Annotated in this window: 13 protein-coding genes; 11 read left to right on the plus strand and 2 right to left on the minus strand. The window is 65.5% G+C overall.

Annotated elements, in window-relative coordinates; genetic code table 11:
* The first annotated feature begins 273 nt into the window (after positions 1 to 273).
* On the plus strand, positions 274 to 1,239 hold the full coding sequence (locus QO033_RS23620; RefSeq protein ID WP_284483237.1) for a 2-hydroxyacid dehydrogenase: 966 nt from the start codon (positions 274 to 276) through the stop codon (positions 1,237 to 1,239).
* On the opposite strand, the gene QO033_RS23625 is transcribed toward QO033_RS23620, so the two are convergent.
* Positions 1,182 to 1,700: a MarR family winged helix-turn-helix transcriptional regulator gene (locus QO033_RS23625; RefSeq protein ID WP_284483238.1), complete on the minus strand. Its 519-nt coding sequence runs from the start codon at positions 1,698 to 1,700 to the stop codon at positions 1,182 to 1,184. The two genes, QO033_RS23620 and QO033_RS23625, sit on opposite strands and share 58 nt — an antisense overlap.
* 114 nt (positions 1,701 to 1,814) lie before the next feature.
* On the opposite strand from QO033_RS23625, the gene QO033_RS23630 reads away from it, so the two are divergent.
* From QO033_RS23630 to QO033_RS23660, 7 genes are all read left to right on the plus strand, one after another.
* Entirely contained in the window at positions 1,815 to 2,756 is a 942-nt protein-coding gene (locus tag QO033_RS23630; protein WP_284483239.1) for a PDR/VanB family oxidoreductase, read from the plus strand.
* 14 nt (positions 2,757 to 2,770) lie between these two features.
* Positions 2,771 to 4,135, plus strand: coding sequence for an aromatic ring-hydroxylating dioxygenase subunit alpha (locus QO033_RS23635; protein ID WP_284483240.1), 1,365 nt, complete (start codon positions 2,771 to 2,773; stop codon positions 4,133 to 4,135).
* Positions 4,132 to 4,614: an aromatic-ring-hydroxylating dioxygenase subunit beta gene (locus QO033_RS23640; RefSeq protein ID WP_284483241.1), complete on the plus strand. Its 483-nt coding sequence runs from the start codon at positions 4,132 to 4,134 to the stop codon at positions 4,612 to 4,614. Before QO033_RS23635 ends, QO033_RS23640 begins: the two co-directional genes overlap by 4 nt.
* A gap of 66 nt (positions 4,615 to 4,680) precedes the next feature.
* A complete protein-coding gene (locus tag QO033_RS23645) occupies positions 4,681 to 5,406 on the plus strand; it encodes an SDR family NAD(P)-dependent oxidoreductase (RefSeq protein WP_284483242.1) in 726 nt (241 codons plus the stop codon).
* Positions 5,407 to 5,531: 125 nt separating this feature from the next.
* Complete coding sequence (locus tag QO033_RS23650) at positions 5,532 to 6,566, plus strand: TRAP transporter substrate-binding protein (protein ID WP_284483243.1); 1,035 nt, start codon at positions 5,532 to 5,534, stop codon at positions 6,564 to 6,566.
* 21 nt (positions 6,567 to 6,587) lie between these two features.
* The gene (locus QO033_RS23655; protein WP_284483244.1) at positions 6,588 to 7,109 is read left to right on the plus strand and encodes a TRAP transporter small permease; all 522 of its coding nucleotides are present in this window, start codon (positions 6,588 to 6,590) and stop codon (positions 7,107 to 7,109) included.
* Position 7,110: 1 nt separating this feature from the next.
* On the plus strand, positions 7,111 to 8,403 hold the full coding sequence (locus QO033_RS23660) for a TRAP transporter large permease (protein ID WP_284483245.1): 1,293 nt from the start codon (positions 7,111 to 7,113) through the stop codon (positions 8,401 to 8,403).
* 49 nt (positions 8,404 to 8,452) lie between these two features.
* Here QO033_RS23660 and QO033_RS23665 read toward each other — a convergent pair whose 3' ends face one another.
* Positions 8,453 to 9,232 (minus strand): 2-keto-4-pentenoate hydratase, encoded by a 780-nt coding sequence (locus tag QO033_RS23665; RefSeq protein WP_284483246.1) that lies wholly within the window; start codon positions 9,230 to 9,232, stop codon positions 8,453 to 8,455.
* Between the two features lie 190 nt (positions 9,233 to 9,422).
* Between QO033_RS23665 and ilvD the strand changes: the two genes are divergently transcribed.
* The 3 genes from ilvD to QO033_RS23680 are packed head-to-tail and all read left to right on the plus strand — an operon-like array spanning position 9,423 to position 12,249.
* The gene (ilvD, locus tag QO033_RS23670; protein ID WP_284483247.1) at positions 9,423 to 11,150 is read left to right on the plus strand and encodes a dihydroxy-acid dehydratase; all 1,728 of its coding nucleotides are present in this window, start codon (positions 9,423 to 9,425) and stop codon (positions 11,148 to 11,150) included.
* A 2-nt stretch (positions 11,151 to 11,152) separates the two neighbouring features.
* Positions 11,153 to 12,022, plus strand: a complete 870-nt coding sequence (locus QO033_RS23675; RefSeq protein WP_284483248.1) for an NAD(P)-dependent oxidoreductase — start codon at positions 11,153 to 11,155, stop codon at positions 12,020 to 12,022.
* Positions 12,023 to 12,033: 11 nt separating this feature from the next.
* The gene (locus tag QO033_RS23680; protein WP_284483249.1) at positions 12,034 to 12,249 is read left to right on the plus strand and encodes an aspartate racemase/maleate isomerase family protein; all 216 of its coding nucleotides are present in this window, start codon (positions 12,034 to 12,036) and stop codon (positions 12,247 to 12,249) included.
* Positions 12,250 to 12,317 lie beyond the last annotated feature (68 nt).

The following is a 12,317-nucleotide window of genomic DNA, read 5'->3' on the forward strand; positions in this document are numbered from 1 at the left end:
CCGGAGAGGATCCGCTGCGATGGCACACCGGCGGCGCATTTCGACCACTCCGGCGCCCATGTCAACACAAACATCATGATCGTCATGCGCGCGTCGGCCCGCCCAGACTGCCCCGGCCCCGACTGCCCCGGCATTGTGCAGGACGCGACGATCCCCCGTCCGCCGGTGATCAAGCGTCTGGTGCTCACGTCTCCGGTCTGGCAGCCTCTGGCCGGACCCGGCCGCCGCCCCCGATCAACGGGCGGCGCCCCCAAGGCGCCCCGAAAGGACATCATGAGCAAGACCATCGAAATCTACGCCCGCGGCGTGCTGCCGCCGCGTCTGGACAGCCGCCTGGATGCGGCCTTCACCCTGCACCGCGACACCGGCGAGATGCCCTCCGACGCCTGGCTGGCCGAGTTCGGCGACCGCGTGGTGGGCATGGCCAATGCCAGTTTCAGCCCGCTCGGGGCGGCGCTTATGGACCGGCTGCCGAACCTCAGGATCATCTCCTCGCTCGGGGTTGGCTACGATCTGATCGATGTCGCCGCCGCCAAGGAGCGTGGCATTCTGGTGACCCATACCCCCGACGTGCTGAACGCCGATGTCGCGAATTACGCGCTGCTTCTGTTGCTGGCGGCAAGCCGCGATCTGCTGGCGCAGGATGCCTATGCCAGGTCCGGCCGCTGGGCGCGGGACGGCCGGGCGCAGCTGACCCGCACGCTGGAAGGCGCCACGCTGGGCATCGTCGGTCTGGGCCGGATCGGCCGCACCCTGGCGAAAAAGCTGGAGATATTCGGCGGGCCGATCCTCTATCACGGTCGCCACGCCCAGCCGGATGTTCCCCATGAATACTGTGCCGACCTGGTTGCCATGGCCCGGCGCTGCGACGCGCTGATCCTGTTGCTGCCCGGCGGCGGCGCCACCGATCACATCATCAATGCCGAGGTGATGGCCGCGCTCGGCCCCGATGGGATCCTCGTCAACGTCGCCCGCGGCTCGGTGGTGGACGAGCCGGCGCTGATCACGGCGCTGGAAACCGGGGCGCTCGGCTTTGCCGCGCTCGACGTCTTCGCCGAGGAGCCGGGGATTCCGCAGGCACTGAAGGACAGCGACAGGGTGATCCTCAGCCCGCATGCGGCCAGCGCCACCCATCAGACCCGGCAGGCGATGTTCGATCTCACCGCCGACAATCTGATCGCCTATTTCACCGATGGCGCGCCGCTGACCCCGGTGCCGGAGTGCCGCGACATGCTCTGATCGCCTTCGGGCGCCTCGAGCTGTTCCAGCATCGTCGCCAGCAATGGCTTCAGCCGCGCCGCATCCTCGGGGTCCAGACGGGCGAGGATGCGGGCCTCATGCGCCTGCGCATCCTCGCGCAGGCGCAGCGCCAGCGCCCGCCCCTCCAGCGTCAGAAACACCCGCACGCGCCGCCCGTCCTGCGGATCCGACCGGCGGATCACCAGACCCCGCTCCACCATCTGATCGATGATTCGAGTCAGCCGGGACTGCTCCATCATCGACAGCCAGGCGAGCCTCGTGGTCATCGCGCCATCCTCATCCGTCAGGCTTGCGAGCACCCGCCATTCCGGCACCCTGAGCCCCTCTGCCCGGGCGTGTGCGTGGAACTCCGCACTCGCCCGATCGCTGACCTTGGCCAGGAGATAGAGCAGATAGGAGGGGACAAAGGACTGATCCGATTGCGATTTTTCTGAGGTCATAGGCTCCTGCCCGGTTCTTGCGCAGCCACCCTGCCGCGACCGCAGGGCAAGTCAAGAAAAAGCTTGACCGGTATTATATGAAATTTCATATTGTTTGCACAGGGAGATAAAAACGTGACAGACAAACTGGTCATAGACAGCCTTCGCGATCTGACCGGCCGCATCCGGGAGTTCACGCTCCGGCCGGCGGATGGCGCCGCCCCGCCCGCCCACGACGCCGGGTCGCATCTGAAATTCGACCTCGGCCCGCTGGGTGAGCGATCCTATTCGCTGGTCGACTGGCCCGGCGACAGCGGCGATGTGCTGCGCATCGCGGTTCAGCGCGAGGATGAGGGCGACGGTGGTTCCCGGCAGATGCACAGTCTCGCCGTCGGCGATACCCTGGCGGTGACCGGCCCGAAAAACGATTTCCCGCTGCAGGATCACACCGGCCCCGCCCTGCTGGTCGCCGGCGGCATCGGCATCACCCCGATCCTGTCGATGGCCACCGCGCTGCAGGCGGCGGGGCGGCCCTTCGCGCTGCATTACGCCAGCCGCAACCGTGGCGTCATGGCCTATGAGGAGGCGCTGGCAGAGGCCTTCGGCGCCGCCGCCCAGTTCCATCACGACGATATCGCACCGCTGAACCTGAGTGCGCTTTTCGCCCATGTCGATCCGGCCACCCATGTCTATGTCTGCGGTCCCAAGCCGATGATCGAGGCCACCCGCGCCGCCGCCAATGCCGCCGGCCTGCCGGATGCGCAGATTCATTTCGAGCTGTTCACCTCCGCCCAGCACGAGGCCGGCGACACCGCCTTCGAGGTCGAGATCGCCTCGACCGGCGAAGTCTTCCTGATCCCGCCGGACAAGACCATCATCGAGGTTCTGGAGGAAGGCGGCATGGATCTGATCTACGATTGCCAGCGCGGCGACTGCGGCATCTGCCAGACCGATGTGATCAGCGGCATCCCCGACCACCGTGACGTGGTGCTGTCGGATGCAGAGAAGGCCGAAGGGAAACTCATGCAGATCTGCGTCAGCCGGGCCAAATCGGCCCGCCTGGTGCTCGACCTCTAGGGAAGGAACGCCACATGCCAGCCGACACGCCCGCTTATACCCCCGCTTACACCATCGACACGGTCACAGATCTGGTCCAGCCGCATCAGGTCCACCGCGACGTCTATACCGACCCCGAGGTCTACCGGCTGGAGATGAAACATCTCTTCGCCAACACCTGGGTGTTTGTCGGCCACGACAGCCAGACGCCGAACAAGGGCGATTACTACACCACCCAGATCGGCGATCAGCCGATCATCCAGGTGCGCCACAGCGACAACGAAATCTACGTCCTCTACAACCGCTGCCCGCACAAGGGTACCAAGATCGCGATCGACCGCGAGGGCAATACCGGCAAGTTCTTTCGCTGCCCCTATCACGCCTGGTCGTTCAAGACCGATGGCTGCAAACTGGCGATCCCGCTGAAGAAGGGCTACGAGGGCACCGGGCTGGAAGAGACCGTCAGCGGCCAGGGCATGAAATCGGTCGGCGCGGTGAAGAATTACCGCGGCTTCATCTTCGCCCGTCTGGCGGAGGACGGCATCGGGTTCGAGGAATTCTTCGGCGACAGCCTGTCCTCGCTCGACAATATGGTCGACCGCTCCCCCGCCGGGCGGCTGGAGGTTGCCGGCCCGCCGCTGCGCTACATGCACAAGTGCAACTGGAAGATGCTGGTCGAAAACCAGACCGACACCTGCCACCCGATGGTGGCGCATGAATCCAGCGCCGGCACCGCGGTGAAGATCTTCGAGGATATGGACTGGCCCGCCGACAAACCGAAGCCGATGGCGATGGAGATCATCGCGCCGTTCATGTCGCCCTACGAGTTCTTCGAGAACATGGGCATCCGCACCTGGCCGAATGGCCATGGCCACACCGGCGTGCATCATTCGATCCATTCGGATTATTCCGCCATCCCCGGCTATTTCGAACAGATGGTCGACGCCTATGGCGAGGAGAAGGCGAAACAGATCCTCGGGGAGAACCGGCACAACACCGTCTATTTCCCCAACATCATGATCAAGGGACCGATCCAGCAGCTGAGGAACTTCATTCCGCTCGGTCCCGACAAGACGCTGGTGGAAAGCTATATCTACCGCCTTGTCGATGCCCCTGACCAGTTGCTGGCGCGCACCGCGATGTACAACCGGCTGATCAACGCGCCCACCTCGATGGTCGGGCACGACGATCTGGAGATGTACGAACGCGCGCAGGAAGGGCTGGCCGCCGATGGCATCGAATGGGTCAATATCCAGCGCCTTTATGAAGACGGCGAGGATTTCGATCATGAGGCGGTCGAGAACGGCACCACCGAACGGCAGATGCGCAACCAGTTCCACGCCTGGGTGAAATTCATGGCGCCGCAACCGGCGCCGGCACAAGCGGAGGCCGCGGAATGAGCTTTCCTGCCCGTGAGGATCTGATCGACTTCATCTATGACGAAGCCCGCATGCTGGACGAGGGCCGTTACACCGAATGGCTGGATCTTTGGATGCCCGAGGGGGTCTACTGGATGCCGCTCGACTACAAGCAGACCGACCCAGATCTGGTCACCTCGCTGCTGTATGAGGATCAGTTCATGCTGAGGCTCCGGGTCGAACGGCTGAACGGCGCCCGCACCTTCAGCCAGAAACCGAAAAGCCGCTGTCATCACGTGATCCAGCGCCCCTTCGTCGATGTGATGGACGCCGGGGCCAACCGCTATGTCACCAATACCAACATGCATTACGTGGAAACCCGGCTGGACGATCAGTTCCTGCTGGCGATCACCGCGACGCATGAGCTGACGGTGATCGACGGCAAGATCAGGATCGCGAACAAGCGGGTCGATCTGCTGAACTGCGACGCCGCCTTCGGCAATATCCAGCTCCTGCCCTGATCCTGCGCCGGGCGCCCCGCCAGGGCGCCCGGTTTTCGTTTGACGACCGCCCACAAGGACCACCACATGACCGACCATACCGCCGTCATCACCGGGGCGAGCCAGGGCATCGGCGCCGATCTGGCCCAACGGCTGCTGGAGCGCGGCTATCGCGTGATCTGCGTGTCGCTGACCGATCCGGAGTTCACCCATGACAATCTGATCAGCCTGCCGACCGATCTGCTGGATCCGCAGGCCACCGCGAAGACCGCCGCCGAAATCGCCCGGCGGTTCGAGGTCACCCATCTGATCCACAACGCCGGGCTGATCCGCCCCAATCTGGTGGAGGACGCCCGCCCGGAGGACTTGCTGGCGCTGACCCAGCTGCATCTGGGTGCGGCGCTGACGCTCCTGCAGGCGGTGCTGCCGGCGATGAAGGCGCGGGGATTCGGCCGGGTGGTCTTCAACAGTTCGCGCGCCGCGCTGGGGGTGCCGACCCGCACCGCCTATTCCGCGACCAAGGCCGGGATCATCGGCATGGCCCGCACCTGGGCGCTGGAGCTGGCGCCGCATGGGATCACCGTCAACGTGGTGGCCCCCGGCCCGATCCGGACCGAGAATTTCTGGAGCATCATCGAAAAGGACAGCGACCGCGAGGCCCAGCTCGCGGCGCGAATCCCGGTCGGGCGGCTGGGCGAGGTCGAGGATATCTCCAACGCCTTCCTGTTCTTCTGCGCCCCCGAAAGCAGCTTCGTCACCGGCCAGACTCTCTATGTCTGCGGCGGCGCGAGCATCGGAACCCTGCAATTGTGACCGCCTTCCCCAAAAGGGGTTTGCGTTTGTGTACCAATACCCTGAAGATAAAAGTTAAAACCCGACTTCAATCAGGCTCCGGACCAACCGGGGCGCGACCAAAACGGACCAACAGGAGACCCACCATGATCATGAAACGTCTGATCGCAACCGTTTCCGCGGGCATCACTGCCGCGGCCCTTTCGACCGGTGCGGCGATGGCCACCGAGCTGACCTATTCGTCCTGGATTCCCTGGACCCACCCGGTGAACCTCAACGTCTACATCCCCTGGATCGAGGCGGTCGAGAAGGCATCGAACGGCAAGATCACCTTCAAGCGCCTGCCCAAGGCCATCGCCTCGCCGCAGGGCTCGCTGGACGCGGTACGCACCGGACAGGCCGACGTCTCCTTCTCCGTGCATGGCTATGCGCGCAAGCAATTCGCCCCCTATCTCTTCGCCGAGCTGCCGCTTCTGGGCGACAGCGCCGAGATCACCTCGATCGCGCTGCAGCGCACCCATGACAAGTATCTGGCCGACAAGGGGCTCTACAAAGGGCTCTATCTGGTCGGCATGATGATGCACGGCCCCGGTCAGGTGCATCACACCAAGAAGGTCATCGCCACCCCCGCCGACATGGAAGGCCAGAAGATGCGCACCGGCGGTGTCATCCCCAAGGCGATCACCGAGGCCTGGGGCGGCGTGTCGATCAGCCAGCCCTCGTCCAAATCCTACGAGATCCTGTCCTCCGGCATCGCCGACGGCATCATGTTCCCCTATGAGAGCGTGACCAGCTTCAACCTGACCGATGTCACCAAATACTCCACCAACGTGCCGGGCGGCTGGTATTCCTCCAGCCACTTCCTGTTCATGAACAAGAAGACCTACGACAACCTGCCGGCGGACGAGAAGGCGATCATCGACCAGTTCTCGGGCGAGGCTTTCGCCAAGATCGCCGGCCACGGCTGGGACGTGATCAACGCCAAGGGGCTCGAGGATCTGAAGGCCAACGGCAACACCATCGAGGACGCCTCGCCCGAGCTGATCGAGGCGATCAGCGGCCTGCGCGACCAGTTTCTTGAGGATTACTATGCCGCCGCCGCCGCCGAAGGGCTCGATGGCAAGGAAATCTACGCCTATTTCCAGGAGCAGGTGAAAGCGCTCGAGGCTGAGGCCAAGTAAGGCCTCCGGGAGTATCCGAAAGTGGACATTCAGACCGCTCATGGGACCGCGGGGCATATCCGCGGTCTCTCACCTCTGGCGTGGTTTCTGACCTATATCGCCTGCCTGCTGCTGTTCGCGATGATGTTTCTCACCTTCGCGGACGTGATGGGGCGCTACCTGTTTTCAGCCCCCCTGCCCGCCACCTACGAAGTGGTGTCGCTGATGATGCCCGCCATCATCTTCTGCGCGCTGCCGCTGACGGTGCTGAACGAGAACCACGTGACCGTCGACCTGCTGGATGACATCATCCCGCTGCCGATGGCCAAGATCCAGGCCGTCTTCGTGCATCTCTTCTGCACCGGCGCGCTGGGGCTGATCGCCTGGCGACTGGCGATCAAATCGTTCGACCAGCACGAATACGAAGAAGTCACCGACGAACTGTTCCTGGCGATGTGGCCGTTCAGCGCGGCGATGGCCGGGCTCTGCGCCATCGCCACGCTGGCGGCGCTCGGCAATGTGATCCTGGTCGTGACCGGCCGCAAGATTCCGGGGAAAAGCTGAGATGACCGAAGCTCTGATCGGCCTTGCCGTCCTGCTGATCCTCGCCTTTCTGCGCATCCCGATCGCCTTTGTCATGGCGCTGGTGGGCTTTGCCGGCATGGCCTGGGTGATGAGCCCGACCGCCGCGCTCTACAACGTCGGGCAGACCGCCTTCGATGCGGCGATCAACTATGAGCTCTCGGTGGTGCCGCTGTTCGTGCTGATGGGCAATTTCGTTGCCCGGGCCCGGCTGGCGGCCGAGCTCTACAATGCCTCCAACGCCTTTCTGGGGCACCGCAAGGGCGGGCTCGCCATGGCCACGGTGGTGGCTTGCGGCGGCTTTTCCGCCATCTGCGGATCGTCACTGGCGACGGCGGCCACCATGTCCAAGGTCGCCATGCCGTCGATGCGGCGGTTCGGCTATTCGGATTCGCTGGCCACCGGCTCCATCGCCGCCGGCGGCACACTGGGCATCCTGATCCCGCCCTCGGTGATGCTGGTGATGTACGGTATCCTGACGCAGCAGAGCATCGGCAAGCTCTTCGCCGCCGGCATCCTGCCCGGGGCGGTGGGGATGGTCTTCTACCTGTTGGCGGTGCGCTGGGTGACCTGGCGCCGTCCCGCCGAAGGGCCCGCCGCCGACCGCCAGAGCTGGCCCGAGCGCATGCGCGCCCTGCGCAGCGTCTGGGGGGTTCTGATCCTCTTCATCGTGGTGATGGGCGGTATCTACGGCGGTGTCTTCAGCCCGACCGAGGCCGCCGGGATCGGCGCGCTCGGCTCCTTCCTCTTCGCGCTGCTGCGCGGCGCGCTGACCTGGAAGGTGCTGACCGAAATCCTGGTCGAGAGCGTCGAGACCACCGCGATGCTGTTCGCCGTGCTGATCGGCGCCCTGCTCTTCGCGAATTTCATCAACTTCACCGATTTCCCGCAGGGGCTGGTGAGCTTCGCGATGCAGTTTCAGGAGACCCCCTGGATGGTGATCGTCGCCATTCTGGTGATCTACATCCTGCTGGGCTGCGTGTTCGAGAGCATGTCGATGATCCTGCTGACCGTGCCGATCTTCTATCCGGTCGTCATGCAGCTGGGCTATGACGCGATCTGGTTCGGCATCGTCGTCGTCGTGGTGACCGAAATCAGCCTGATCACGCCGCCCGTCGGGCTCAATGTCTTCGTGCTGCGCGGAGTGCTGCCCGATGTCACCACCGGCACCATCTTTCGCGGTGTGACGCCGTTCTGGGTCGCCGATATCTTCCGGCTGACGCTGATCGTCGTGGTGCCCTTCCTGTCGACCTGGCTGGCCTCTTTCGTGGCCTAGGTCCTTGCGGGGCCGGGCGCAGGCCCGACCCCGGACGAACGCGATACCGTCAGGCGCTGCGCGAAAACGCGACGCTGCCGAGCGGCCCCATCGTCACCTCGACGCGGTCGACCTCCGGGTCGAGCACCCGCAGCGGCAGATGGGTTCCGCACATGACGAGCATCCCCGGCGCGACCTCGGTGCCCCGCGCGATCAGCGTGGTCAGCAGCCAGGCGACCGCCTCAAAAGGATCCTGCGGGGCCGCTCCGGTGGCCTCGCCCGCCAGTTCCCCGTCAAGTTTCAAAGTCACATGCAGCTTGTCCAGTTCCAGCGCTTCCGGGGCGATACCGCCCTCGCCCAGCACACAGCCGGCGTTGAAGACATTGAGCGCGATGGCCTGCCCCAGTTCGACACCGGCGATGGAAATGCCCCGCTGGTCGATCAGTTCGATCGAGGCGCAGAAACGCTCGATCAGCCCGCGCGCGTCAGCGGCGCTCACCGGCCCCGACAGATCCGCCACCCCCTGGCCCAGAATGGCGGTAATCTCCGCCTCGATGCAGAGCTCACCATAGGCGGCCTTCGGCAGGACGACACCGCCAGGATGCACCTCGGGTGCCAGAACCCGCGCCCAGGCCGGCTCGGTCACGCCGAAATGCGCCTGCTGCGGCTTGCCGTTCACCGCCAGCTTGTAGCCCGCCACCGGCGCGCCGATAGCGGCGACATAGGCGTCCTGCAGCGCATAGGCATCGGCGAAGGGTGCCCCGCCCATCCCCTGCGGCAGATCATAGGGCGCCACCACGCCCCGCGCGGTTGCAAGGGCTGCGGCCACGCTGTCGATTTCGGATGTCACGTTTCACTCTCCCGTTCCGGTGCTGAGGTCTTGGCGCGCATGTTGGCGCCAGCGCCCGCCAATGACCAGAGCCCGACCCGCGCTTCGCGGCGATTTCCGCACCCGGCCGCCCCGGCGGCCGCAGGGATCGTCCCCTTCCCCACGCCGGCGACCGCCATCCCGGCCCGATCCAGACCTGAGGAACACTGAAATGACCGACCCCAAGGCCAGCAACCGCAAGCTGCGCTCCCGCATCACCACCGACGGGCTCGACCGGGTGCCGCACCGCGCCTTCTATCGCGGTCAGGGGCTGGATGACGATGCGATGGCGCGGCCGATGATCGGCGTCGTTTCCACCGCCGGAGAGACCTCGCCCTGCAACGCCAATCTCGGCGAACAGGCGCGCTATGCCTATCGCGGCGTGCAGGAGGCCGGCGGCACGCCGCGCGAATTCACCACCATCTCGGTCTCCGACGGGTTCAGCATGAACCATCAGGGGATGAAAAATTCGCTGATGTCGCGCGACCTGATCGCGGATTCGGTGGAACTGGTGATGCGCGGCCACGCCTATGACGGGCTGGTGGGCTACGGCGGCTGCGACAAGAACCTGCCGGCGCTGATCATGGCGATGGTGCGGCTCAACACGCCCTCGGTCTTTGTCTTCGGCGGCTCCACCCTGCCCGGGGTCTACAAGGGCAAGCCGGTGTCGATCCTCGATACCTATGAGGGGGCAGGCGCGGTGATGACCGGAGAGCTGACGGTAGAGGAGCTGGACGAGATGGAGCGCGCCGCCATGCCCACCATCGGCGCCTGCCCGGGCCAGTTCACCGCCAACACCATGGGCATGGTCTCAGAGGTGCTGGGCATCGCGCCGCTGGGCAGCGCCACAATGCCGGCGGTCTATGCCGAGCGGGTCGCCCTGGGCCGCAGGGCCGGCAAGATGGTGATGGAGATCCTGGAGCGCGGCGGGCCGCTGCCGCGCGATCTGATCACCCGCAAGTCGCTGGAGAACGCCTGTGCCATCGTCGCCGCCACCGGCGGCTCGACCAATGCCGGCATGCATATCTCCGCCATCGCGCATGAGGCCGGTATCCTCTTCACCATGGACGATGTCGGCGCCGTCTTCGAACGCACGCCGCTGATCGGCAACCTGCGCCCCGGTGGCGCGTATTACGCGCTGGACGTGCACCGGCTGGGTGGCGTGCCGGTGATCATCAAGGAACTGATCCGCTCCGGCCACATGCATGGCGACACGCTGACCATCACCGGCCAGACCCTGGCCGAGGCGGTGGCCGATGCGCCGGCACCCGATGGCGAGGTAATCCGTTCGGTCGACAGCCCACGCGACAGCTCCGGCGGGGTGATCGTGCTCAAGGGCAACCTCGCCCCCGAGGGCGCCTTCATCAAGGTCGCCGGTCTCAAGGTCCGGGTGCACGAGGGCCCCGCCCGCGTGTTCGAAAGCGAGGAAGACTGCATGGCCGCGATCCGCAAGCGCGATTACCGCGAGGGCGATGTGATCATCATCCGCAACGAGGGCCCCGCCGGCGGCCCCGGCATGCGCGAGATGCTGGGGCCGACCGCGGTGATCTATGGCCAGGGCATGGGCGAAAAGGTGGCGCTGGTCACCGATGGCCGTTTCTCCGGCGCGACGCGGGGGATGTGCATCGGCTATCTCTCGCCCGAGGCCTATAATGGTGGTCCGCTGGGGCTGGTCGAAAATGGCGATCCGATCCGCATCGACACCCGCGAGGCCCGCACCATCGACCTCCTGGTCGACACGGAGGTGCTGGAGGCACGGCGCAAGGCGCTGGCCGCCCGTCCGCCCCGCCGTCTGGCCGGCGCGCATGAGAAATACGCGGCCCAGGTGAAAAGCGCCTATTACGGCGCGATCACCCATTCCGGTGCGGTCGACTGGCCGATCGACGAGGTGGAGGAATGAACATGCCGCGTCTGGGATACCTCGGCACCGGGCTGATGGGTGAGCCGATGGTGATGAACCTGCTGAAGGCGGGCTATGAGGTCACTGTCTGGAATCGGACGCCATCGAAATGCGATGCCGCCGTCGCCGCCGGTGCCCGGCGCGCCGAAAGCCCTGTCGCTCTGGCGCGCCAGAGCGATGTGATCATGGCCTGCCTGACCAATGCCGCCGCCGTCGAGGCAGTGCTCTTCGGCGAGGATGGCGTGGCCGAGGTGACCGGACCGCAGCTCTTCGTCGATTTCTCCTCGATGGACCCGGGGCTGACCCGGGAATTCGCCGAACGTCTGCGGACCGCCAATGGCATGGGCTGGGTCGATGCCCCGGTCTCCGGCGGCACGCCGGCGGCGACCGCCGGGACGCTGACCATCATGGCCGGCGGCAGCGCCGCGGAGTTCGCCCAGGCCGAACCGCTGATGGCGCCGCTGGCCCAGCGGGTCACCCATATGGGCGAAACCGGCGCCGGCCAGATGACCAAGCTGGTCAATCAGATCGTCTCCGGCTGCACCATGGCGGTGGTGGCGGAGGCGGTGAACTTCGCCCGGGTCATGGGCGTGGATGCCACCCGGCTGACCGAGGCGCTGGCCGGCGGTTTCGCGGATTCCAAGCCCTTCCAGCTCCTCGCCCCGCGCATGGCGCGCGAGACCTTCGAAAACCCGCTGGGCACGGTGGCGATGATGCTGAAGGATCTCGACACCATCGCCGAGGTCGGCGGCGACCGCGCCGAACTGCCGATGACCGACAGCGCCCGCGCCCTGATGCGCGCGACCTGCGATCTGGGCCATGCGGAGGACGATATCTCCACCCTGATCCTGACGCTGAAAGGCCGGACATGACCTGCGTCGGCATGATCGTCCCCCCCGCCGCCGGCGCGGTGCCGCCAGAGCCGTTGCAGCTCTATCCCGATCTCGATTTCGTCGCCGTCGGCCTCGGCATTCCGGAGGTCACGCCGGAGGGCTTCGATCAGGTGATCCATCGCTTGGGCGCCTTGGCGGCGGAACTGAAGGAAAGTAAGCGGTGTCTGAGCGGCACGTTGTCTGCGCCGGCGCGGACTGCGAGGTGATACCCATCTCAAGATGGGAGTGCGTTTCGCAATGGATGCTCAGACTGCGTTTCTCAGATCGCTGGGAG

The sequence above is a fragment of the Pseudodonghicola flavimaris genome (assembly GCF_030164425.1).
Taxonomy (GTDB): domain Bacteria; phylum Pseudomonadota; class Alphaproteobacteria; order Rhodobacterales; family Rhodobacteraceae; genus Pseudodonghicola; species Pseudodonghicola flavimaris.

Coding starts and splice junctions, on each gene's coding strand:
- QO033_RS23680 (WP_284483249.1), top strand. CDS start 12,034: ATGATCGTCCCCCCCGCCGCCGGCGCGGTGCCGCCAGAGCCGTTGCAG.
- QO033_RS23640 (WP_284483241.1), top strand. CDS start 4,132: ATGAGCTTTCCTGCCCGTGAGGATCTGATCGACTTCATCTATGACGAA.
- QO033_RS23635 (WP_284483240.1), top strand. CDS start 2,771: ATGCCAGCCGACACGCCCGCTTATACCCCCGCTTACACCATCGACACG.
- QO033_RS23620 (WP_284483237.1), top strand. CDS start 274: ATGAGCAAGACCATCGAAATCTACGCCCGCGGCGTGCTGCCGCCGCGT.
- QO033_RS23625 (WP_284483238.1), bottom strand. CDS start 1,700: ATGACCTCAGAAAAATCGCAATCGGATCAGTCCTTTGTCCCCTCCTAT.
- QO033_RS23650 (WP_284483243.1), top strand. CDS start 5,532: ATGATCATGAAACGTCTGATCGCAACCGTTTCCGCGGGCATCACTGCC.
- ilvD (WP_284483247.1), top strand. CDS start 9,423: ATGACCGACCCCAAGGCCAGCAACCGCAAGCTGCGCTCCCGCATCACC.
- QO033_RS23675 (WP_284483248.1), top strand. CDS start 11,153: ATGCCGCGTCTGGGATACCTCGGCACCGGGCTGATGGGTGAGCCGATG.
- QO033_RS23660 (WP_284483245.1), top strand. CDS start 7,111: ATGACCGAAGCTCTGATCGGCCTTGCCGTCCTGCTGATCCTCGCCTTT.
- QO033_RS23645 (WP_284483242.1), top strand. CDS start 4,681: ATGACCGACCATACCGCCGTCATCACCGGGGCGAGCCAGGGCATCGGC.